The 21,645-nt window shown below is 72.9% G+C and carries 18 protein-coding genes and 2 rRNA genes (1 of these 20 running past the window's edge); 15 read left to right on the top strand and 5 right to left on the bottom strand.

Annotated features, from left to right (window positions below; all coding sequences use genetic code 11):
- The 4 genes from IE134_RS31040 to IE134_RS33965 all read left to right on the top strand — a co-directional run.
- A 23S ribosomal RNA gene (locus IE134_RS31040) occupies window positions 1-55 on the top strand (it extends 3,111 nt beyond the left edge of the window).
- Between the two features lie 111 nt (window positions 56-166).
- Window positions 167-283 (top strand): 5S ribosomal RNA (gene rrf / locus IE134_RS31035).
- A 721-nt stretch (window positions 284-1,004) separates the two neighbouring features.
- The gene (locus IE134_RS34315) at window positions 1,005-1,712 is read left to right on the top strand and encodes a hypothetical protein (RefSeq protein WP_229823777.1); all 708 of its coding nucleotides are present in this window, start codon (window positions 1,005-1,007) and stop codon (window positions 1,710-1,712) included.
- A complete protein-coding gene (locus IE134_RS33965) occupies window positions 1,709-2,404 on the top strand; it encodes a tetratricopeptide repeat protein (protein ID WP_030721405.1) in 696 nt (231 codons plus the stop codon). The genes IE134_RS34315 and IE134_RS33965 overlap by 4 nt, the downstream gene beginning before the upstream one ends.
- Window positions 2,405-2,501: 97 nt before the next feature.
- Here IE134_RS33965 and IE134_RS31025 read toward each other — a convergent pair whose 3' ends face one another.
- Window positions 2,502-3,782, bottom strand: a complete 1,281-nt coding sequence (locus tag IE134_RS31025; RefSeq protein ID WP_189432399.1) for a DUF1015 family protein — start codon at window positions 3,780-3,782, stop codon at window positions 2,502-2,504.
- A 72-nt stretch (window positions 3,783-3,854) separates the two neighbouring features.
- Here IE134_RS31025 and IE134_RS31020 point away from each other — a divergent pair, with 72 nt between their 5' ends.
- Both IE134_RS31020 and IE134_RS31015 read left to right on the top strand, forming a co-directional pair.
- Window positions 3,855-4,886, top strand: a complete 1,032-nt coding sequence (locus tag IE134_RS31020; protein WP_098020263.1) for an HAD-IIA family hydrolase — start codon at window positions 3,855-3,857, stop codon at window positions 4,884-4,886.
- Between the two features lie 178 nt (window positions 4,887-5,064).
- Complete coding sequence (locus IE134_RS31015) at window positions 5,065-5,865, top strand: ABC transporter ATP-binding protein (protein ID WP_030721413.1); 801 nt, start codon at window positions 5,065-5,067, stop codon at window positions 5,863-5,865.
- A gap of 46 nt (window positions 5,866-5,911) precedes the next feature.
- Here the strand turns inward: IE134_RS31015 and IE134_RS31010 are convergent, their stop codons facing one another.
- Window positions 5,912-6,259, bottom strand: a complete 348-nt coding sequence (locus IE134_RS31010) for an SCP2 sterol-binding domain-containing protein (RefSeq protein ID WP_030721415.1) — start codon at window positions 6,257-6,259, stop codon at window positions 5,912-5,914.
- Window positions 6,260-6,301: 42 nt separating this feature from the next.
- Here IE134_RS31010 and IE134_RS31005 point away from each other — a divergent pair, with 42 nt between their 5' ends.
- The 5 genes from IE134_RS31005 to IE134_RS30985 all read left to right on the top strand — a co-directional run bounded on the left by IE134_RS31005 (window position 6,302) and on the right by IE134_RS30985 (window position 11,621).
- Window positions 6,302-6,658, top strand: a complete 357-nt coding sequence (locus IE134_RS31005) for a hypothetical protein (protein ID WP_189432397.1) — start codon at window positions 6,302-6,304, stop codon at window positions 6,656-6,658.
- A gap of 7 nt (window positions 6,659-6,665) precedes the next feature.
- Window positions 6,666-7,481 (top strand): TlyA family RNA methyltransferase, encoded by an 816-nt coding sequence (locus tag IE134_RS31000; protein ID WP_030721420.1) that lies wholly within the window; start codon window positions 6,666-6,668, stop codon window positions 7,479-7,481.
- A gap of 8 nt (window positions 7,482-7,489) precedes the next feature.
- Window positions 7,490-8,395 carry an NAD kinase gene (locus IE134_RS30995; protein WP_010056921.1) on the top strand — a complete coding sequence of 302 codons (906 nt, stop codon included), beginning with the start codon at window positions 7,490-7,492 and terminating at the stop codon, window positions 8,393-8,395.
- 95 nt (window positions 8,396-8,490) lie between these two features.
- Window positions 8,491-10,236 (top strand): DNA repair protein RecN, encoded by a 1,746-nt coding sequence (recN, locus tag IE134_RS30990; protein ID WP_030721425.1) that lies wholly within the window; start codon window positions 8,491-8,493, stop codon window positions 10,234-10,236.
- A 287-nt stretch (window positions 10,237-10,523) separates the two neighbouring features.
- Window positions 10,524-11,621, top strand: coding sequence for a glycosyltransferase family 4 protein (locus IE134_RS30985; protein WP_030721428.1), 1,098 nt, complete (start codon window positions 10,524-10,526; stop codon window positions 11,619-11,621).
- A 22-nt stretch (window positions 11,622-11,643) separates the two neighbouring features.
- Here the strand turns inward: IE134_RS30985 and IE134_RS30980 are convergent, their stop codons facing one another.
- Together IE134_RS30980 and IE134_RS30975 are read right to left on the bottom strand one after the other, a co-directional pair.
- On the bottom strand, window positions 11,644-13,269 hold the full coding sequence (locus tag IE134_RS30980; protein ID WP_030721430.1) for a PucR family transcriptional regulator: 1,626 nt from the start codon (window positions 13,267-13,269) through the stop codon (window positions 11,644-11,646).
- Window positions 13,270-13,407: 138 nt separating this feature from the next.
- Window positions 13,408-13,752, bottom strand: a complete 345-nt coding sequence (locus IE134_RS30975; protein ID WP_098020261.1) for a MerR family transcriptional regulator — start codon at window positions 13,750-13,752, stop codon at window positions 13,408-13,410.
- A 59-nt stretch (window positions 13,753-13,811) separates the two neighbouring features.
- On the opposite strand from IE134_RS30975, the gene IE134_RS30970 reads away from it, so the two are divergent.
- The gene (locus IE134_RS30970; protein ID WP_098020260.1) at window positions 13,812-14,618 is read left to right on the top strand and encodes an aminotransferase class IV family protein; all 807 of its coding nucleotides are present in this window, start codon (window positions 13,812-13,814) and stop codon (window positions 14,616-14,618) included.
- Window positions 14,619-14,658: 40 nt separating this feature from the next.
- Here IE134_RS30970 and IE134_RS30965 read toward each other — a convergent pair whose 3' ends face one another.
- The gene (locus IE134_RS30965) at window positions 14,659-16,485 is read right to left on the bottom strand and encodes a glycoside hydrolase family 15 protein (RefSeq protein WP_030721439.1); all 1,827 of its coding nucleotides are present in this window, start codon (window positions 16,483-16,485) and stop codon (window positions 14,659-14,661) included.
- A gap of 418 nt (window positions 16,486-16,903) precedes the next feature.
- On the opposite strand from IE134_RS30965, the gene pyrG reads away from it, so the two are divergent.
- The 3 genes from pyrG to IE134_RS30950 all read left to right on the top strand — a co-directional run bounded on the left by pyrG (window position 16,904) and on the right by IE134_RS30950 (window position 21,597).
- Window positions 16,904-18,571, top strand: coding sequence for a CTP synthase (gene pyrG, locus IE134_RS30960; protein WP_006123524.1), 1,668 nt, complete (start codon window positions 16,904-16,906; stop codon window positions 18,569-18,571).
- Between the two features lie 87 nt (window positions 18,572-18,658).
- Window positions 18,659-19,285 (top strand): NUDIX domain-containing protein, encoded by a 627-nt coding sequence (locus tag IE134_RS30955; protein ID WP_030721443.1) that lies wholly within the window; start codon window positions 18,659-18,661, stop codon window positions 19,283-19,285.
- Between the two features lie 179 nt (window positions 19,286-19,464).
- Complete coding sequence (locus IE134_RS30950; RefSeq protein WP_098020259.1) at window positions 19,465-21,597, top strand: ATP-binding protein; 2,133 nt, start codon at window positions 19,465-19,467, stop codon at window positions 21,595-21,597.
- The last annotated feature ends 48 nt before the right edge of the window (window positions 21,598-21,645 follow it).

Here is a 21,645-nt window from a genome sequence, read left to right as displayed (position 1 = left end):
GAAGCCCGGTAACGGGTGGAGCTGACTGGTACTAATAGGCCGAGGGCTTGTCCTCAGTTGCTCGCGTCCACTGTGTTGTTCCCGGGTTGCGAACAGTTATCGCACCGGTTGAACAGTTTCACTACTTAATTGAAGAGTGTGCTTGTTCGCTAGAACCCGATAGGGTTTCGGTGGTCATTGCGTTAGGGAAACGCCCGGTTACATTCCGAACCCGGAAGCTAAGCCTTTCAGCGCCGATGGTACTGCAGGGGGGACCCTGTGGGAGAGTAGGACGCCGCCGAACAATCTTTCAAGGACCCCTGGTCCCAGCGTTCACGCTGGGACCAGGGGTCCTTTTGTTTTTCCGAAGCGCGTCGGCCGGTCGGCTGCGCGAGAATGTCTGTGGTACCCGAAGACAGGAGTCACACCCATGTCCACCAACTCTCCCGACGACCGTCCGGAGCGCGAGCCGCGTCGCCGGGACGGCGGTGACAGGGGCGGTTACCGCGGTGGTCGTGACGACCGGTCCGGTTCCGGCGCACCTCGACGCGACAACGACCGTGGCGGCTTCCGCCGCGACGACCGGGACCGCGACCGCGGCCCGCGCCGTGACGACAGCCGGCCGAGCGGTGGCGGCTTCCGCCGTGACGACAACCGCGGTGGTGGCTCAGGCGGTGGGTTCCGTCGCGATGACAACCGGGGTGGCGGTTCCGGCGGTGGGTTCCGTCGGGACGACAACCGGCCTTCCGGTGGCGGCTTCCGTCGTGACGACCGGGATCGGGACCGGGATCGTGGGCCCCGTCGTGATGACGACCGTGGTGGGTACCGGGGTAGCCGCCCCAGCGGTGGCTTCGACCGGCGCGATGACCGCCCGCGCGGCCCTCGTCGTGACGACGACCGGCCTTCTGGTGGTGGCTTCCGCCGTGATGACAGCCGTGGTGGTGGCTCCGGCGGCGGGTTCCGTCGCGATGACAACCGTGGTGGTGGCTTCGACCGGCGTGACGACCGCCCGCGCGGCCCCCGTCGTGACGACGACCGGCCTTCTGGTGGTGGCTTCCGCCGTGATGACAGCCGTGGTGGTGGCTCCGGCGGCGGGTTCCGTCGCGATGACAACCGTGGTGGTGGCTTCGACCGGCGTGACGACCGCCCGCGCGGTCCCCGTCGTGACGACGACCGGCCCTCTGGCGGCGGCTTCCGTCGTGACGACCGGGACCGTGACCGTGGGCCCCGTCGTGATGACGACCGTGGTGGGTACCGGGGTAGCCGCCCCAGCGGTGGCTTCGATCGGCGTGACGACCGGCGTGATGACCGGGGTGGCCGTCCCAGCGGTGGCTTCGACCGGCGTGATTACCGGGGTGGCCGTCCCAGCGGTGGCTTCGACCGGCGTGACGACCGGGGTGGCTCTCGTCGCGACGACGACCGGCCTTCCGGCGGCGGCTTCCGTCGCGACGACCGTGACCGTGACCGGGACCGGGGCGGTTCCGGTGGTGGCTTCCGACGTGACGACAGCCGCGGTGGCGGGTTCCGTCGGGACGACAACCGGGGCGGTGGGTTCCGCCGCGACGACCGGGGCGGGTACCGCGGTGGCCAGCGTGACGACCGGGACCGTGGCGGATTCCGGGGGCGCGATGACCGGGACCGTGACCGCGACCGCGAGCCGATCAAGCGGCTGCCGATTCCGGACGACGTCACGGGCGACGAGATCGACAAGGACGTACGCCAGGAGCTCATGAGCCTGCCGAAGACCCTGGCCGAGGATGTCGCGCGCAACCTCGTCATGGTGGCCCGGCTGATCGACGAGGACCCCGAGGAGGCGTACGCGTACTCCCGGATCGCGCTCCGGCTCGCGTCCCGCGTCGCCGCCGTCCGTGAGGCGGCCGGGTTCGCGGCGTACGCGACGCAGAAGTACGCCGAGGCGCTCGCCGAGTTCCGGGCGGCCCGGCGGATGACCGGGTCCGTGGAGCTGTGGCCCGTCATGGCGGACTGCGAGCGCGGGCTCGGGCGGCCCGAGCGGGCGATGGCCATGGCCGGCGAGCCCGAGGTGCAGAAGCTGGACAAGGCCGGGCAGGTCGAGATGCGGCTCGTGGCCGCCGGGGCCCGACGCGACATGGGCCAGATCGACGCCGCCATCGTGACGCTCCAGAGCCCCGAGCTGGCGTCCAGCTCCGTACAGCCGTGGACCCCGCGTCTGCGGTACGCGTACGCGGACGCCCTGCTGGAGGCCGGGCGCGAGGACGAGGCCCGGGAGTGGTTCGGGAAGGCGCTGGAGGCCGACAAGGACGGTGCCACGGACGCGTCGGACCGGCTCGCCGAGCTGGACGGCGTGGAGTTCGTCGACGTCCTCGGTGACGACGAGACGGACACGGCCGGCGAGGCCGCGCCTCGTGACGAGGACGGCCCCGAGGACGGTTCCGCCAAGGCCTGATCGCTGACATGAGAAGACTGACATGAGAAGAAGGGGCGGCACTCCGACCGGAGTGCCGCCCCTTCTTCGTGAGCTCGTCGGCTTCGTCAGCGGGTGGTCAGTCGAGGGTGAGGCTCCGCATGACCAGGCCCGTGGCCGGCTTCGGGCCGAACGATGTCGACTTGCGGGGCATCGTCACGCCCTGCCGGGCCAGGTCCCGGACGACCTCTTCGCGTACGGGATGCATCAGGACCGCCGTGGCGTCGAGGCGTTCCGCCTGTTCGACGGCTGCCGCCGTGTCGTGGATGTAGCCGATGTGCTCGGGCGCGTCGGGGATCCGCCACACCTCGTCGAGCAGCGCGGAGTGCAGGACCGTCGCGTCCAGGGTGCGCCAGGCGTCGGGCCGGTCCGCCCGGACGGTGCGGGCCAGCAGGGCCGGGTCGGGGCGGTCCACCAGGTGGAAGCCTCCGTCGCCGGCGAGGAGGAACGCGTTGCCGGCGGCCGCAGCCTCGGCCAGGGCGTCGAGGGCCCGGGGGAGCGGCCCTTCGACCCGCTGGACGCGGAAATGGCCGGTGAGCGCCTTCAGGGCCCGGGAGACCGGCAGGCCGCGCAGGAGGCGGTGGATGGCGCGGACCTGGAGCGGGTGGCGGGCCGTGTCGACGAGGAGGACCAGGCCGTAGTCCCAGGGGCCCGGGGCACTCTGCTCCCGCTGGAGCCGGAGGTAGGTGGCCCAGCGGTGGTGGCCGTCCGCGATGAGCGCCTGGCGCCGGGCCAGGTCTGTCTCGATCTCGCGCCGGTCCGACGGGTCCGTCACCGCCCACAGCCGGTGCCGGAAGCCGTCCTCCGTGGTCGTGGCGAGCAGCGGTTCCCGCAGAACCGTGCGGTCGATCACGGCGCCCGCGCCCGTCGGCGTACTCCCGTCGCCGCGGTACGTCAGCAGCAGCGGTTCCAGATGGGCCCCCGTCGTACGCATCAGCTCCGCGCGGTCCGCGACGACGTCGTCCATGACGTCCTCATGGGGCAGCACGATCCCCTCGGCGGCGGGGGAGAGGGCCAGCGCGCCGATCAGGCCCCGCTGGAGGATCTCGTCGTTGCGCTGCTCGTAGACGTACAGCACCGGGTCCGGGTCCGGGGCGATGACCCCCTCGGCCAGCCAGCGGTCCAGCGTGTCGGCCGCCTGCCGGTGCCGGTCCCGGGCCGTGTCGGCCTGGGGGAGGATGAGGCGCACGATGTTGTGCGGATCCGCGGACTCCAGGTGGTGCAGCCCGTCCGGCCGGACGACCACGTCGTACGGGGGCGAGGTCACGGCGGCAAGGCTGCCGACCCGCTCGGGGACGTAACGCAGTCCGCGGAACGGGATCAGCCGCAGCCCCTGGTCGACGGGACCTGAAGTGTTCATCAGGGCATCGTATGTGTGCTTGGGGCATACGCGATGATCGGGGCAGAAGCAGAGCGAAGAGGAGCGAACCATATGAGCCACCAGCAGGACGGCGTTCGGCCGTCGGGGAGTGCCACGGCGCTGAGCGAGGCGTACGACACCGCTCTCCTCGACCTCGACGGGGTGGTGTACGCGGGCGGCGAGGCCATCGTCCACGCCGTGGAATCGCTGGCCACCGCGCGGGCCGGGGGCATGCACCTCGCGTACGTCACCAACAACGCCCTGCGGACGCCGGACGCGGTGGCGGAGCACCTGACGGAGCTGGGCGTGCCCGCCGAACCCTCCGACGTGATCACCTCCGCCCAGGCCGTCGCCCGGCTGGTGGCCGACCAACTGCCGCCCGGGGCACGGGTGCTGGCGATCGGCGGCGAAGGGCTGCGGGTCGCGCTGCGGGAGCGGGGTCTTGAGCCGGTGGAGTCGGCGGACGACGACCCGGCCGCCGTGGTCCAGGGGTACGGCGGGCCGGACATGCCGTGGGGACGGTTCGCCGAGGCGAGTTTCGCCATTCGGCGCGGGCTGCCGTGGTTCGCGTCCAACACCGACCTGACCATCCCGAGCGCCCGGGGCATCGCCCCCGGCAACGGGGCCGCGGTCGAGGTCGTCCGGATCGCCACCGGGGCCGAGCCGCAGGTGGCCGGGAAGCCGCTGCCGCCGATGCACCGCGAGACCGTGCTGCGGACCGGGGCGAAGCGGCCGATCGTCGTCGGGGACCGGCTGGACACGGACATCGAGGGGGCGTTCAACGGGGGCGTGGACTCGCTGCTCGTGCTGACCGGGGTGACCGACGCGGCCCAGCTCCTCGCCGCCCCGCCGGAGCACCGGCCGACCTATGTGGACCGGGACCTGCGGGGGCTGCTGACCGGGCAGCCCGAGGTGATCCCGGACGGGGACGCGTACCGCTGCGGGGGCTGGACGGCCGCCGTGCGCGGGGACGCGTTGGCCCTGGACGGGGAAGGCGACGCGCTCGACGGGCTGCGGGCGCTCTGTGCGGCGGCCTGGGCCTTCGCCGGTGCGGGTGTGTGCGGGCTGGAGACGGGGAAGGCCATCGCCGGCCTCCAGCTCTGAACCGGCCTCCAGTTCTGAACCGGACGCCCCTTCTTCGTCAGGGCGTTGAGCGTGTGGGGCGGTCGCCGGGACCCGTGGCACAAAGAGGAAGATAGGTTAACCTAACCTGGTGCTGCTCGGTGGTCCGCCCGTGCCCCGCGCCGTACCGCTTCACCTCACCAACTCCGGGAGTACGACCATGCAGCGCCTCACCGCAGAATCGGTGACCCTCGGCTACGACCAGCGGGTCATCACCGAGAACCTCTCGGTCGAGATTCCCGACAACTCCTTCACCGTGATCGTCGGCCCCAACGCCTGCGGCAAGTCGACCCTGCTGCGGGCCCTCGCCCGGATGCTGAAGCCGAGCCAGGGGCAGGTGCTGCTCGACGGGCAGACCATCCACCAGCTGCCCGCGAAGAAGGTCGCCCGGACGCTGGGGCTGCTGCCGCAGTCCTCCATAGCCCCCGACGGGATCACCGTCGCCGACCTCGTCGCCCGCGGCCGCTACCCCCACCAGGGGCTGCTGCGGCAGTGGTCGCCGGAGGACGAGCGGGTGGTGAACGAGTCCATGGAGTCCACCGGGGTGGCCGAGCTGGCCGAGCGCTACGTCGACGAGCTGTCCGGCGGTCAGCGCCAGCGGGTGTGGATCGCCATGGCGCTGGCCCAGCAGACGCCGCTGCTGCTGCTCGACGAGCCGACGACGTACCTCGACATCCAGCACCAGATCGATGTCCTCGACCTGTGCGCCGAACTGCACGAGACGCAGGGGCGCACGCTGGTCGCCGTGCTCCACGATCTGAACCACGCCGCGCGGTACGCCACGCATCTCATCGCGATGCGGGACGGGGCGATCGTCGCCGAGGGGGCGCCCTCGGGCATCGTCGACGCGGAGCTGGTGGAGCGGGTGTTCGGGATGCGGTGCCAGGTGATCGACGATCCGGAGACGGGGACGCCGCTGGTCGTGCCTGCGGCACGCAAGGCGCGGAAGGTTGCCGCCTGAAAGGCTTGTCCTCAATCGCCGGACGGGCTTGATTTCCTGCAGCTTCCTACAGCAGCGATCTCAGTTTCAGCAGGTCCCTGAAGCCCGCCTCCAGGCGTACGCGGCCCGATGCCCACGCCTTCGCGAAGTTCAGGTCGCCGTCCACCAGGGCCACCAGATCGTCGCCCGTCATCGCGAGCCTGATCTCGGCCTTCTCCCTGGGCGGTCCCTCGACCGTGTCCGCCACCCGGATCCGGCCATCGGCCAGCCGGCCGGTGAACGTGATGTCGAGATCCTTGATGTGGCAGCTCAGCGAGCGGTCGAGGGCAGCCGCGCTGCGCACGTCGCCCTCGGCGGCTGCGAGGTTGTCGGAAAGTCTGTCGAGTGCGCTGCGGCACTCCGCCATGGTCGCCATCGTGCTCGACGGTACACCGGCCGGTCGCGGTAGCGTTTCGGCATGAGCGACTGGACGCCGGAGGCGGGGACACCGCCCGTGAGCACGCCCGCTGAGCCGGTGGGCGGGGAGCCGGCCGCCGCGGCGCCCTCCTTCGAGCCCGCCGGGCCCGCGCCCCTCGGGGTCGTGCGCACCCCCACCGGCCATGCCGCGGTGGACGCCCGGCTGGAGCGGCTCGCCGACGCCGACCACCTCCCGGCGGACGGGCACATCGAGGTGTACGAGGATGTACACCGTGGGCTGCGGGCCGAGCTGACCTCGCTGGACGCCCGTCCGGCCGCCGTACCCGGGCCGCCCGGGACCGCGGCCGCACCCGGAGCCCGATCCGCGTACGACAACACGCACGACCACAGGAGCTGAACCGAACGTGGCAGGAGTGGCACGTCGCCGCCTCGACGCCGAGCTGGTACGCCGCAAGCTCGCCCGCTCGCGCGAGCACGCGAGCCAGCTGATCGCCGCGGGGCGCGTCACCGTCGGCCGGACCACCGCGACCAAATCCGCCACCCAGGTCGAGACGGCCGCCGCGATCGTCGTCACCCAGGACGACGACGACCCGGACTACGTCTCGCGCGGCGGGCACAAGCTGGCCGGGGCGCTCGCCGCCTTCGTCCCGCTCGGGCTGACCGTGGAGGGGCGACGGGCGCTGGACGCCGGGGCGTCGACCGGTGGGTTCACCGATGTGCTGCTGCGGGCCGGGGCCCGGCAGGTCGTCGCCGTGGACGTCGGCTACGGGCAGCTCGCCTGGTCGCTGCAGTCCGATGAACGGGTCGTCGTCAAGGACCGTACCAACGTGCGGGAGTTGACCTTGGAGGGCATCGACGGGGAGGCGGTCGACCTGGTGGTGGGGGATCTGTCCTTCATTCCGCTGGGCCTCGTGCTGCCCGCCCTCGCCCGCTGTGCCGCGCCCGACGCGGACCTGGTCCTCATGGTCAAGCCGCAGTTCGAGGTGGGCAAGGAGCGGCTCGGCAGCGGCGGAGTGGTGCGGAGCCCGGAGCTGCGCGCCGAAGCCGTACGCGAAGTGGCCCGGCGGGCCTGGGAGCTCGGGCTCGGCGTCCGCGCGGTGACGGCCAGTCCGCTGCCCGGGCCTTCGGGCAACGTCGAGTACTTTCTGTGGCTGCGGGCCGGCGCACCTGAGCTGGATCCCGCGGATGTCGACCGTGCAGTGGCGGAGGGGCCCCGTTGACGACGAATGTGACGACCGAGACGGCACGAACTGTCTTTCTCCTGGCGCACACCGGCCGCCCGGCCGCGATCCGCAGCGCTGAGCTCGTCGTGCAGGGCCTGCTGCGCAACGGGCTCGGCGTACGGGTCTCGGCGGCCGAGGCGGCCGATCTGCCGCTGCCGGACGCCGTGGAGACGGTCACCGACACCAGCCCCTCCGCCGTGGACGGCTGCGAGCTGCTGATCGTCCTCGGCGGTGACGGCACCCTGCTGCGCGGCGCGGAGTTCTCCCGCGCCTCCGGGGTGCCGATGCTCGGCGTCAACCTCGGGCGCGTCGGCTTCCTCGCCGAGGCCGAGCGCGACGACCTCGACAAGGTGGTCTCCCGGGTCGTCACCCGCGACTACGAGGTCGAGGAGCGCATGACGATCGACGTCCTCGTGCACAGCAACGGCGATGTCGTGCACAGCGACTGGGCGCTCAACGAGGCGGCCGTGCAGAAGGTGTCGCCCGAGCGGATGCTCGAAGTCGTCCTGGAGATCGACGGGCGTCCCGTCACCGGGTTCGGCTGCGACGGGATCGTCTGCGCGACCCCGACCGGTTCGACGGCGTACGCCTTCTCGGCGGGCGGGCCCGTCGTCTGGCCCGAGGTCGAGGCGCTGCTGATGGTCCCGATCAGCGCCCACGCGCTGTTCGCCAAGCCGCTGGTGACCTCGCCCACGTCCGTGCTCGCGGTCGAGGTCCAGCCGCACACCCCGCACGGGGTCCTGTGGTGCGACGGCCGGCGGACCGTGGAGCTGCCCGCCGGCGCCCGGGTCGAGGTGCGGCGCGGCGCGGTGCCCGTACGGCTGGCACGGCTGCACCAGGCCTCGTTCACCGACCGTCTGGTGGCGAAGTTCGCGCTGCCCGTCTCGGGGTGGCGGGGGCTGCCGCACTGACGGTCACCGGGAGCGTCCGTGGCCCCCGTCCTACCCGGGAGAGTGAATCCGGGAGCGGGGGCCGTCGCGCGTCCGGCCCGGGACCTCGTAAGGTCATGTCCGTGTTGGAGGAGATGCGGATACGGTCGCTCGGAGTCATCGACGACGCGGTGGTGGAGCTGTCACCCGGTTTCACCGCGGTCACGGGTGAGACGGGCGCGGGCAAGACCATGGTCGTCACGAGCCTCGGGCTGCTGCTCGGCGGGCGCGCGGACCCCGCTCTCGTACGGGTCGGGGCCAAGGCCGCGGTCGTCGAGGGCCGGATCACCGTGTCCGAGGGCGACGCGGCGGCGCTGCGGGCCGAGGAGGCCGGGGCGGAACTCGACGACGGTGCGCTGCTCATCAGCCGTACCGTTTCGGCCGAAGGGCGCTCACGGGCCCATCTCGGCGGCAGATCCGTGCCGGTGGGGGTCCTGACCGAGCTGGCGGACGAACTCGTCGCCGTGCATGGCCAGACCGACCAGCAGGGCCTGCTCAAGCCGGCCCGGCAGCGGGGCGCCCTGGACCGGTACGCCGGGGACGGCGTGGAGGTCCCGCACGCCAAGTACGCGGCGGCCTACCGGCGGCTGCGCGCCGTCGCCACGGAGGTCGAAGAGCTGACCACCCGGGCCCGGGAGCGGGCCCAGGAGGCGGATCTGCTGCGCTTCGGGCTGAACGAGGTCGCCGCCGTCGAGCCGTTGCCGGGGGAGGACGTCGAGCTGGCCGCCGAGGCGGAACGGCTCGGGCACGCCGAGGCCCTCGCCTCCGCCGCCTCCCTCGCGCACACCGCGCTGGCGGGGAACCCGGAGGACCCGGAGAGCGTCGACGCCACCACCGTGGTCGCCGCCGCCGGGCAGGCCCTGGACGGGGTCCGGGCCCACGACCCGGCACTGGCCGCGCTGGCGGACCGGGTCGGGGAGATCTCGATCCTGCTCGCCGATGTCTCCGGCGAGCTGGCCGGGTACGCCGACCAGCTCGACGCCGACCCGGTGCGGCTGGCCGTCGTGGAGGAGCGCCGGGCCGCGCTGACCGCCCTGACCCGTAAGTACGGCGAGGACATCGCGGCCGTGCTGGCCTGGGCCCAGGAGGGCGCCGGCCGGCTCACCGAGCTGGAGGGCGACGACGAGCGGATCGGCGAGCTGACCGCCGAGCGCGATGCGCTACGGGCCGAACTCTCCGTGCTCGGGCAGGCTTTGACCGACGCGCGTACGGAGGCCGCCGCCCGGTTCGCCGATGCGGTGACCGAGGAACTGGCCTCGCTCGCCATGCCGCACGCCCGGGTCTCCTTCGCCGTCCGGCAGACCGAGGCGGCGGACGAGGCGTCCGGCATCGACATCGGCGGGCGGAGCGTCCTCTACGGCCCTTCGGGCGCCGACGAGGTGGAACTGCTCCTCGCCCCGCACCCGGGCGCCCAGCCCCGGCCGATCGCCAAGGGCGCGTCGGGCGGTGAGCTGTCCCGGGTGATGCTCGCGGTCGAGGTCGTCTTCGCGGGCTCCGACCCCGTACCGACGTATCTCTTCGACGAGGTCGACGCGGGCGTCGGTGGCAAGGCGGCGGTCGAGGTCGGCCGCCGGCTCGCCAAGCTCGCCAAGTCCGCGCAGGTGGTCGTCGTGACCCACCTGCCGCAGGTCGCGGCCTTCGCCGACCGGCAGTTGCTGGTCGAGAAGACCGTGGACGGCTCGGTGACCCGCAGCGGCGTCACCGTCCTGGAGGGCGAGGACCGGGTCCGGGAGCTGTCCCGGATGCTGGCGGGCCAGGAGGACTCCGAGACGGCCCGCGCCCACGCCGAGGAGCTGCTGGCCACGGCGCGCGCCGACGGGTGAGGTCCGGGGGCGCGGTGCCGTCCGGCGCGGTGCGCTCGGGTTCGGTCCGGTGCGATGGTGCGGGTGCGGGCGGGGTTCCTTCGCCCGTGCCCGCCCCCTCCCAGGATGACGGCAACCCCGCGTCCCCTCATTCACCCGTGATTCACCCGTGAGGGTGATGCGGTGTGGTCGGTTGTCGCCGTGGAAGCGGCAGCAACGTTCCGCCAGTGCCGGAACGTGCGTACGGGCTGGCATCCTTGGCGCTGTCCTTGTTCCGCCGACTCCGGAGCCCCGGGGAGCCAATCAACGTGTCACAGCTGCGTACGGTCCAAGTCCTGGGCGGCGGCAGTGCGGGCAGCAGCGCGCACGTCGGTTCGCTGGCCGCCGGGCTGGTGGCGCGCGGGGTGCAGGTGACCGTCTGCGCGCCGGCCGCCGTGGACCGCGCCTACGACTTCACGGCGACCGGAGCCCGCTTCCTGCCGGTGCCCCGCCGTAGCGACCCGGCCGCCGTCGCCGCGTTGCGCGCCGCCTGCACGGGGGCGGACGTCGTCCACGCCCACGGACTCCACGCGGCCGCCCGCACCGCCCTCGCGCTGAGCGGACGCACCGTGCCCCTCGTGACGACCTGGCACACCCGCCGGTACGCGGAAGGCGCCCGCCGCCAGATCCTGCACCTGCTGGAACGGCGTGCCGCACGGGCGGCGGCCGTGGTCCTCGCCCCCTCCTCCGACCTGGTGGACCTGGCCCGGGAGCGGGGCGCCCGCGATGCCCGGCTCGCCCCCGCCGCCGTCCCGCCCGCGCACCCGGACGGGGCCGTCGACGCGGGCAAGGTGCGGGCCGAACTGGGAGCGGTGGACCGGCCGTTGCTGATGGCCGTCGGCAGTCTCGTACCGCATCACGGGTTCGACGCCCTGCTGGACGCGGCCCGTGCCTGGCGGCGGCTGGACCCCGTGCCGCTGCTCGTCATCGCGGGGGAGGGGCGTGATCGGGAGGCCCTGCAACGACGGATCAGGGAAGAGGAGTTGCCCGTCTCCCTCATCGGGTCGCGGGAGGGGGTGGGGGAGTTGGTCGCCGCCGCCGATCTGGCCCTGCTGCCGAGCCGGTGGGAGGGCCGCTCCCTGCTGGCGCAGGAGGCGCTGCGGTCCGGGGTGCCGCTGGTGGCCACCGCGGTCGGTGGTGTGCCGGAACTGGTCGGTGAGGCAGCTGAGTTGGTGCCGTACGGCAACGCCGAGGCCCTCGCCCGTACGGTCGTGCGGCTGCTCGGGGACCCGGCGGCCCGGACCCGGCTCGCCGAGGCCGGGCGGGTGCAGGCGGCGGGCTGGCCCACCGAGGACGACACGATCGCCCATGTGCTCAGCGTCTACGACGAGTTGGCGCAGCCGCTGGCGACGGGGCGGGGCCGCTGAGCCTGTGCGTACCCCGGCCCTTTCAGGTCGTGTGGCGGCGGGCCCGTAGCGCCAGGCTCAGCGCCAGCACCGTCTGCGGGTCGTCCAGGTCCGTGCCCAGCAGCTCGCCGATCCGGGCCAGCCGGTTGTAGAGGGTCTGGCGGTTGAGGTGCAGCTCGCGGGCGGTCTCCGCCTTGCGGCCCGCGTGCGCCAGATACGCCTGGAGCGTCGGCAGCAGCGGCGGGCGCGAGGTGCGGTCGTGCTCGCGCAGCGGGCCGATCGCCCGGTTCACGAACGCCGCCAGGTCCGGATGGTCCCGCAGCCGCCACAGCAGCAGATCGATGTCGAGCCGCCGGGCGTCGTACCAGGGCCGGTCGTCCAGGCCCTGCGCGGCCGTCGCCGTCTCCGACGCGTGCCGCAGCCCGGCGCCCGCCGCCGCCCAGCCGCCCGCGACGCCGACCACGACCACCGGGTGCTGGGCTCCGGCCCGGTCGAGACCGGCCCGCTCCACGCCCGCCCGCAGCGCCGCCGCCACCCGGTCCGCGACCGCCGTGCGCTCGCCCTCCGACCGCAGCCCCAGCAGCAGCGGAACCCGCCCCTCCACGGGCCGTACGCCGAGCAGCACCGGCACCCCGACCGAGGCCAGCTCCTCCAGCACCGCACGGGCCAGCAGCGCCCAGTTGCCCGACGGGGACAGCTCGGGCGCCAGCCGCATCACGACCGGGAGCAGCGGTGTCCCGCCGGGGCGGAAGCCGAGCACCCGGGCCTGGGCGGGGGCGTCCTCCGGGGCGATCCGGCCCTCCGCCAGGTCGGTCAGGAAGTCGCCCCGGCCCCGGGCGGCCAGCTCCTCCTCCTGCCGGGCCTGCATCAGCACGACCGCCAGGAGGCCCGCCGCACGCTCCGCCGCCATCCGGTGCACGGTCGCCAGCGGCCCGGCCACCGCGAGCAGCACCAGCCGCGCCCGCACCGAACCGGTCTCCGGCCCGCCGCCGGGCACGTCCACGAGCAGCGCACCGGTCGGCGGGGACTCCCGGGCCGCCCGGTCGCCGCGCATGCCCTCCCAGACCTGGAGCGGGTCCGCGCCGACCGGCCCTGTCCCGGTGGACGCCGCGTACAGGAGCTGGCCGTCGGGCGTCTCCAGGAAGACCGGGTTGGCGGTGAAGTCGGCGAGGATCCCGAGGACCTGCGGCACCCCGCCGCCGTCCAGGAGCGCCCGGGTGGCGCGCCGGTGCACCTCCTCCGCCTGCTGGAGCAGCGCGTAGTGCCCGTTGACGATCTCGGTGTGCACCTCCTCCGTCACCGCGACGAACGGCACCTCGCGGTGCAGCTGGACCAGCGGAAGACCGGCCGCGCGGGCGGCGTCCACGATGGAGGCGGGCAGTCGGCCGAAGCGCGGGCCCAGCTCCACCACCAGGGCCGCGATGCCCCGGTCGGCGAGACGGCGGACGAAGGCGCGCTGTTCGGCGGGGCGGGCACCCAGGCCGAGACCGGTCGTCAGGAGCAGCTCGCCGCCCTTGAGGAGCGAGGCGATGTTCGGGACCTCGCCCGCGTGCACCCAGCGCACCGTACGGTTCAGCCGGTCGGCGCCGGCCACCACCTCCGGGAGCCCGGCGCGCAGCCCCGGCAGCTCCAGCGCCCGCTGCACGGTGATTCCGCTGTGGCTTTCCACGTACCCGGCCCGCTTTCCCCTGGTGCCCTGCCCGCTTCCCGGGCGGTCGTCCTGATCCGGACTGTCCTGTTCAGGACGCTACCGCCCGGGAGGCCGGGTGCGCATGGCAGGGGAGGCGTGGATGCCGTGGTCGGGCCGTCACCGCTCGGCCAGCAACCCCACCAACGCCCCCCGGCTCCGCCGCAACGCCTCGATCTGCTCGTCCAGGTCCGCCAGCTCCCCGTCCAGGATCGCCCGCAGCTCCGCACACCAGTCGAAGTCCGCCTGCTCGCCCCTGGCACACGGCAGCACCTGACGGATCACCTCGGTGGAGAGCCCGGCCCGCAGCAGCGCCCGGATCTTCCGTACGGAGGCGACCGCGTCCTCGTCGTAGGCGCGATAGCCGTTCGTCCCGCGCCGCGCCTCCAGCAGCTCCTGCGCCTCGTAATACCGCAACGACCGTGCGCTGACGCCCGTCCGCCGCGACAACTCCCCGATCAGCATGCCTGCCCCGCCCTCGACGCTTGACCTTGACACCGGTGTCAAGCCCTAACGTCCGTGCCATGAACGAAGATTCCCCGCACATCGCGCACCTCGACGGCCGTCCGGCGACCACCGACGACCTGGGACCGCTCGCCTTCTCGGGCCATGCCCACTTCACCGCCGCACAGATCCGCGACGGGCGGATCCGGGGCCTGGACCTCCATCTGGAGCGGCTGCGGTCCGCGTCGGTGGAGCTGTTCGGCCGGGCCCTGCCCGAGGACGTGGTCCGCGCCCGTCTGCGTACGGCGCTTGACGAAGGACCGGCCGACATGTCGCTGACGGCCACGGTCTCCTCCACGGCCGGCGAGTTCTCCGCGGCCGAGGGGGAACCGACGCTGCTGGTGCGGACCGGCCCGCCGTCCTCCGGCCCCGACGGCCCGCTCGCCCTGGCAGCGATGGAACACGAACGGTTCCTGCCGCACATCAAGCACGTCGGCGAGGTGGCCAAGACGCACCTGCTCCGGCAGGCCGTCGCCGACGGCTTCGACGACGCCGCCTTCCTGGACCGGGAGGGCCGGTTCAGCGAGGCGACCATCTGGAACCTGGTGTTCTGGGACGGCGAGTCGGTGGTGTGGCCCGAGGCCCGGATCCTGACCGGTACGACCCTGGGCATCGTCCGCAGACAACTGGACGCACTCGGCATCGGCCAGCGGGTCGCCCCGGTCACCCCCGACGACCTGCCCGCCCTCGCCGGTGCGGCCGTCATGAACTCCTGGACCCCGGGGATCCCCGTCCACCGCATCGGCTCCACCGACCTGCCCGCGGCGCCCCGGTTCCTTCAGACGCTGCACCGGGCGTACACAGCCGAACCGCCCACCGCGCCCTGAGGAGCGCGATGGGCGGTTCGGTCACGCCTCAGCCTCAGCCTCAGCCCACGTACGCGCCGCTGGCCGTCAGCCGCAGGGCCGTGTCGATCAGCGGGACGTGGCTGAACGCCTGCGGGAAGTTCCCCACCTGGCGCTGGAGGTTCGAGTCCCACTCCTCGGCCAGCAGGCCCAGGTCGTTGCGGAGCGACAGCAGCTTCTCGAACAGCTGGCGCGCCTCGTCGACCCGGCCGATCATCGCGAGGTCGTCGGCCATCCAGAACGAGCAGGCCAGGAACGCGCCCTCGTCGCCCTCCAGACCGTCGACGCCCGCGTCCTCGCCCTCGGTCGGGTAGCGCAGGATGAAGCCGTCCTCCGTGGACAGCTCCCGCTGGATCGCCTCGATCGTGCCGATGACGCGCTTGTCGTCCGGCGGCAGGAAGCCCATCTGCGGGATGAGCAGCAGGGAGGCGTCCAGCTCCTTCGACCCGTAGGACTGGGTGAAGGTGTTGCGCTCCTTGTCGTAGCCGCGCTCGCAGACGTCCCGGTGGATGTCGTCGCGGAGCTCGTACCACCGCTCCAGCGGGCCCTCGACGTCACCGGACTCGACCAGCTTGATCGTCCGGTCGACCGCGACCCACGCCATCACCTTCGAGTGCACGAAGTGGCGGCGCGGGCCGCGCACCTCCCAGATGCCCTCGTCGGGCTCCTCCCAGTGCTTCTCCAGATACTCGATCAGCTTCAGCTGGAGGCCCATGGCGTAGTCGTTGCGGGTGAGACCCGTCATGTGCGCCAGGTGCAGTGCCTCGGTCACCTCGCCGTACACGTCCAGCTGGAGCTGGTTGGCGGCGCCGTTGCCGACGCGGACCGGGGTGGAGTTCTCGTAACCGGGCAGCCAGTCCAGCTCCGCCTCGCCGAGCTCACGCTCGCCGGCGATGCCGTACATGATCTGGAGGTTCTCCGGGTCGCCCGCCACCGCCCGCAGCAACCACTCACGCCACGCGCGGGCCTCTTCCCGGTAGCCGGTGCGCAGCAGCGAGGAGAGGGTGATCGCGGCGTCCCGCAGCCAGGTGTAGCGGTAGTCCCAGTTCCGTACGCCCCCGATCTCCTCGGGCAGCGACGTCGTCGGCGCTGCGACGATGCCGCCGGTCGGCGCGTACGTGAGGGCCTTGAGCGTGATCAGGGAGCGGACGACCGCCTCCCGGTAGGGCCCGTGGTACGTACACTGCTCGACCCATTCGCGCCAGAAGTTCTCCGTCGCCTCCAGCGAGTTCTCCGGCTCGGGGAGGGCGGGCGGCTCGTGGTGCGAGGGCTGCCAGCTGATCGTGAACGCCACCCGGTCGCCGGGGCCCACCGTGAAGTCGGAGTACGTGGTCAGATTCTGGCCATACGTTTCCGCTTCGGTGTCCAGCCAGACCGAGTCGGGCCCGGCGACCGCGACCGTACGGTTGTCGACCTTGTGCACCCACGGCGTCACCCGGCCGTAGCTGAACCGCATCCGCAGCTCCGAGCGCATCGGCACCCGGCCGCTGACACCCTCCACGATCCGGATGAGCTGGGGCGCGCCGTCACGCGGGGGCATGAAATCGGTCACCCGTACGGTGCCGCGCGGTGTGTCCCACTCCGATTCCAGGATGAGGGAGTCACCGCGGTAGCGCCGCCGGTCGGCGGAGGCTGGTTCCGTTCCCTCCGCTCTCGCGGGGCTCAGGCGCCAGAAGCCGTGCTCCTCGGTGCCCAGCAGCCCCGCGAAGACGGCGTGCGAGTCGAAGCGGGGGAGGCACAGCCAGTCCGCTGTGCCGTCCCGGCAGACCAGGGCTGCGGTCTGCATGTCTCCGATGAGTGCGTAATCCTCGATGCGCCCGGCCACGTGCGTCTCCAGTCGAACGGCCATGTCGCCCCGTCAAAGGGCGCTTACTGCGGGTCAAGGGGGTCGTAGGGTCTTTCACCCGGGAAGATCCGACGAGTTCCTGTACCGGTGGGCGGCCTGGGTGGTGCCGCCGCCCGGCCGTCTCGGCAGCGAGTGTTTGAGCAGGATACGACGCACCACGAAGATCCGCGCGACGGTGCCCGCAAGATCTCTGAGCTGATCGGGTGGGACGTGAAATGACTGGGGTGATGGTGTGACGCCTCTGTGCAGGGTGTGGCCGGAAGCAGCCTCCCGCCGTCGCTGTTACCCTGGTAGCCCGTGGACGGTGGTCGTCTCTGACAGCGGACGAGGCCCCCGAACCGCAGCGACGGCACCCCCCGGAATCCCCGGTTCGGCTGCCGTTCGCACCTCAGAATCGCGACCACGGGAGCCCCCTTTGGCTATGCAGCCCACATCCACGACGACCAAGCACATCTTCGTCACCGGGGGTGTCGCCTCCTCCCTCGGCAAGGGTCTGACTGCCTCCAGCCTGGGTGCCCTGCTCAAGGCACGGGGCCTGCGGGTCACCATGCAGAAGCTCGACCCCTACCTCAACGTCGACCCCGGCACGATGAACCCGTTCCAGCACGGTGAGGTGTTCGTCACCAACGACGGCGCCGAGACCGACCTGGACATCGGCCACTACGAGCGCTTCCTCGACGTCGACCTCGACGGCTCCGCCAACGTGACGACCGGCCAGGTCTACTCCCAGGTCATCGCCAAGGAGCGGCGCGGCGAGTACCTGGGCGACACCGTCCAGGTCATCCCGCACATCACCAACGAGATCAAGCACCGCATCCGCCGCATGGCCACCGACGACGTGGACGTCGTCATCACCGAGGTCGGCGGCACGGTCGGCGACATCGAGTCGCTGCCGTTCCTGGAGACCGTCCGCCAGGTCCGCCACGAGGTCGGCCGGGACAACGTCTTCGTCGTGCACATCTCGCTGCTGCCCTACATCGGCCCCTCCGGCGAGCTGAAGACCAAGCCCACCCAGCACTCGGTCGCCGCCCTGCGCAACATCGGTATCCAGCCGGACGCCATCGTGCTGCGCGCCGACCGCGAGGTCCCCACCGCCATCAAGCGCAAGATCTCGCTGATGTGCGACGTCGACGAGGCCGCCGTGGTCGCCGCCATCGACGCCAAGTCGATCTACGACATCCCCAAGGTGCTGCACACCGAGGGCCTGGACGCCTACGTCGTGCGCAAGCTCGACCTGCCCTTCCGCGACGTCGACTGGACCACCTGGGACGACCTGCTGGACCGGGTCCACAACCCCGACCACGAGGTCACCGTCGCCCTGGTCGGCAAGTACATCGACCTGCCCGACGCCTACCTCTCCGTCACCGAGGCGATCCGCGCCGGCGGCTTCGCCAACAAGGCCCGGGTCAAGGTCAAGTGGGTCACCTCCGACGACTGCCGCACCGCCGCCGGAGCGGCCGAGCACCTCGGTGACGTGGACGCGATCTGCATCCCGGGCGGCTTCGGCGAGCGCGGCGTCGACGGCAAGGTCGGCGCCATCCGCTACGCCCGTGAGAACAAGGTCCCGCTGCTCGGCCTCTGCCTCGGCCTCCAGTGCATCGTGATCGAGGCGGCGCGCAACCTCGCCGAGATCCCCGACGCCAACTCCACCGAGTTCGACGCCGCCACCTCCCACCCCGTCATCTCGACGATGGAGGAGCAGCTCGCCTACGTCGAGGGCGCGGGCGACCTCGGCGGCACCATGCGGCTCGGCCTCTACCCGGCCAAGCTCGCCGAGGGCTCCGTCGTGCGGGAGGCCTACGCGGGCGAGCCGTACGTCGAGGAGCGGCACCGCCACCGCTACGAGGTCAACAACGGCTACCGCGCCGAGCTGGAGAAGAAGGCCGGACTGGTCTTCTCCGGCACCTCCCCGGACAACAAGCTCGTCGAGTACGTCGAGTACCCGCGCGAGGTCCACCCCTACCTGGTCGCCACCCAGGCGCACCCGGAGCTGCGCTCGCGCCCGACCCGCCCGCACCCGCTCTTCGCGGGTCTGGTGAAGGCCGCCGTCGCGCGCCAGGTCGCCGCCGCGAAGGGCGCGGACGCGTAACACCGAGGCATTACGGTTGACCGGGGTACGGATCCGCTACGGATCGGTGCCCCGGTTTCCTTTTGGTTCGTGGGAGGACGTAGGCACATGGGTATCCAGGACACGCCCGAGGAGTGGCAGGTCACCGCGACGGTGACCCCCTTCACCGGCAACAAGACCAGCGTCCGCACCGACCAGGTGGTGATGCCCGACGGCTCCGTCCACGGCCGTGACTACCAGGTCCACCCGGGCTCCGTCGCCGTCCTCGCGATCGACGACGAGGACCGGGTCCTCGTACTGCGCCAGTACCGCCACCCGGTACGCCACCGGCTCTGGGAGATCCCGGCCGGACTGCTCGACATCCCCGGCGAGAACCCCCTGCACGCCGCCCAGCGCGAGCTGTACGAGGAGGCGCACGTCAAGGCCGAGAACTGGCGGGTGCTGACCGACGTCTACACCACGCCCGGCGGCTGCGACGAGGCCGTGCGGATCTTCCTGGCCCGCGATCTCTCCGAGGCGGAGGGCGAGCGGTACGCGGTCGCCGAGGAGGAGGCCGACATGGAGCAGGCCCGGGTGCCGCTGGACGAGCTGGTCCGCTCGGTCGTCGCGGGGGACCTGCACAACAACTGCCTGGTCGTCGGGGTGCTCGCGCTCACCGCCGTCCGCGCGGGCGACGGCGTCGACTCGCTGCGCCCGGCCGAAGCGCCGTGGCCGGCCCGGCCCTTCGAGGCCTGACAGTCCGTCCGGCCGCGCTCCGCCCCTGATCGGTCATACGAGATGCTGATCCGATCGGGGGATATCGGGGGCGGTCCCGCCTCGCTCCGCAGTGATCGTCCCCGCCGCTGAACTACGCTCGAACCGCGCCCGACCGGAGTTCCGGCGGGCATCGCGTGCAGCGAAGTGGAGCGTGGCTCGTGACCGATCAGGCGGTGGACACCAGCGGTCCGGCGAAGGCCCCGGGGGCCGAGGAGCAGTCCGGCGCCGCCCCACCCCGATTCTTCGGCCGCGAACGGGAGTTGAAGGATCTGCGCGCGGACATCGAGCGCGCGGGACTGGACACCCTGGCCGGCCGCAAGGCCCCCCGCGCCCGGGTCCTGCTCATCGCGGGCCGCCCCGGCTCCGGCCGCAGCGCGCTCGCCGAGGAGCTGGCCGGGGCGCTCACCGGAACCGACGCCGCCGGGGCCGCCCGGGCCGCCACGGGCGCCCTGCCCTGGGCCGTCGCGGGCACGGGCTCCGGCGACTATCCCGACGGGGTGCTCCGGGTCGGCCTCACCGACCCCGACGGCGAGCGGGTCCCCACCGAACGCACCGCAGGCGAGATCCTCGGCCTCCTCGGGATCGCGGTCCCGCCCGGCGCCGACGAGGACGAACTGTCCGAGCTGGTCCGCGAGGCCCTGGCCGGGCGCCGCCCGGTCCTGGTCCTCGACGACGCGGCCGACGCCGAACAGGTCGACCCGCTGCTCCCGGAGAACCCCGACTGTCTGGTCCTCGCCACCGCGACCGGGCCGCTGACCGGTATCCCCGACGTACGGCCCTGCACCCTCGGCGGACTGGAGAAGGGGGCGGCGGTGCGGCTGCTGGCCCGCGCCATCGGGCAGGTCCGCATCACCGTCGACCCCCGCACCGCGGAGCGGCTGGCCGAGGAGTGCGGGGGGCAGCCCGCGGCGCTCGCCCTGGTGGGCGGCCTGCTCGCCGCGAACCCCATGGCCTCGGTCGCCGATGTCGCGGGGCAGTTGCACGAGCTGCCCGACCCCGATGAGCAGCAGCCCGTCGGCGCCCGTCCGCTGGCCCGCGCCTTCCGGCTCGTCCACGACTCGCTGCCGCAGACCGCCGCCCGGATACTGCGTCTGCTGGCCCTCGCCCCCGCCGGACTCGCCGACGCCCACACCGCCTCCGCGCTGGCCGGCTGCTCGGTCTCCGCCGCCCGCGCCACCCTCGACGACTTCGTGAAGCTCGGGCTGCTGCGGACGGACGGCGCGGCCCACCCCCAGTACGCGGTGCCCGGCTGCCTCGCCCCGATGCTGCGGGCGCTGTTGGAGGACCGGGACCGCCCGGCCGAGATCCAGCTCGCCCGCGCCCGGATGCTGGAGCGGACCGTGCGCCGGCTCCAGGCCTGCCGTGCGATCGCCGAGCCCGAGGGGTCCGCCGCCCGCGGCAAGGTCGCCGGACTGCCCCGCTCGCTGCGCTTCCCGAACGCCGAGGAGGCGGGCGCCTGGCTGCGGGTCCGCCAGCCCGCCCTGCTCGCATCGGCCCGGCTCGCCGTGGCCGACGGCGAGCTGGACACCCTGGCGCGACGCCTGGTGGCGGCCCTGGTGCGGGCGCTGGCCGCGCACCGGGGGACGGAGGAGGCCGCCCCCGAGCTGTACGGGCTGCACGGTCTCGTCCTGGACGTGGCGCTCCGCCGCGAGCTGCCCCGCGAACAGGCGGCCGCCCTGCTCAACCTCGCCGACCTGGACGCCCGCACCGGCCGCACCCGGGAGGCGCTGACCCGCTACCGGGCCGCGCTGGACGCCGGAAAGGCCGCGAAGGACCTGTACGCCACCGGCCGCGCCATGGAATCCGTGGGCGGCGCGTACGAGGAGCTGGGGGACTACCACCGGGCCGCCGACTGGTACGGCCGGGCGCTCTCCCAGCGGCTCACCCAGGGGGAGCGGGCCGACGAGGCCCGGCTCTACGGACGGCTCGGAGCGGTCCACACGTACGCCGGGAGGTACGGCGAAGCCCTGCGGAACTGGCGCGCCGCCGCCTCCGGCCACCGCAGGCTCGGCGATCCGGCGGCCCAGGCGCGCTCGCTCAGTGAGGCCGCTCGGGTCCAGGAGTACGCGGGCCGGCCGCACGACTCGCTCCAGACCTGCCGGGAGGCCGTCGAGCTGGCCCGGAGCGCCGGTGACGTGCGGCTTCAGGCCGCGCTCCAGCTGCGGCTGGCGGACACGCTGGACCGGCTCGGGGATCCCGCGGCGGCCCGGTTGCACCGGGGCGCTGCCGACAGATTGCTGGGCGAGGAGGCCTCAGCCTACGAAATCCGTAGTGCTTCGACAGAAAATTAAGGCTTTGTAAGGCTAGACAGCGCGAAGTCCTTCATTAGACTGGCTCTG

The sequence above is a fragment of the Streptomyces rubiginosohelvolus genome (assembly GCF_014649875.1).
GTDB classification, from domain to species: Bacteria; Actinomycetota; Actinomycetes; order Streptomycetales; family Streptomycetaceae; genus Streptomyces; species Streptomyces rubiginosohelvolus.
The sequence above is the reverse complement of the archived record's forward strand: the minus strand, read 5'-3'. Positions and strand labels throughout refer to the sequence as shown.

Coding starts and splice junctions, on each gene's coding strand:
- IE134_RS30955 (WP_030721443.1), top strand. CDS start 18,659: ATGGGTATCCAGGACACGCCCGAGGAGTGGCAGGTCACCGCGACGGTG.
- IE134_RS31020 (WP_098020263.1), top strand. CDS start 3,855: ATGAGCCACCAGCAGGACGGCGTTCGGCCGTCGGGGAGTGCCACGGCG.
- IE134_RS31005 (WP_189432397.1), top strand. CDS start 6,302: ATGAGCGACTGGACGCCGGAGGCGGGGACACCGCCCGTGAGCACGCCC.
- recN (WP_030721425.1), top strand. CDS start 8,491: ATGTCCGTGTTGGAGGAGATGCGGATACGGTCGCTCGGAGTCATCGAC.
- IE134_RS30965 (WP_030721439.1), bottom strand. CDS start 16,485: ATGGCCGTTCGACTGGAGACGCACGTGGCCGGGCGCATCGAGGATTAC.
- IE134_RS30975 (WP_098020261.1), bottom strand. CDS start 13,752: ATGCTGATCGGGGAGTTGTCGCGGCGGACGGGCGTCAGCGCACGGTCG.
- IE134_RS30970 (WP_098020260.1), top strand. CDS start 13,812: ATGAACGAAGATTCCCCGCACATCGCGCACCTCGACGGCCGTCCGGCG.
- IE134_RS31015 (WP_030721413.1), top strand. CDS start 5,065: ATGCAGCGCCTCACCGCAGAATCGGTGACCCTCGGCTACGACCAGCGG.
- IE134_RS31010 (WP_030721415.1), bottom strand. CDS start 6,259: ATGGCGACCATGGCGGAGTGCCGCAGCGCACTCGACAGACTTTCCGAC.
- IE134_RS31025 (WP_189432399.1), bottom strand. CDS start 3,782: ATGAACACTTCAGGTCCCGTCGACCAGGGGCTGCGGCTGATCCCGTTC.
- IE134_RS33965 (WP_030721405.1), top strand. CDS start 1,709: ATGAGCCTGCCGAAGACCCTGGCCGAGGATGTCGCGCGCAACCTCGTC.
- pyrG (WP_006123524.1), top strand. CDS start 16,904: ATGCAGCCCACATCCACGACGACCAAGCACATCTTCGTCACCGGGGGT.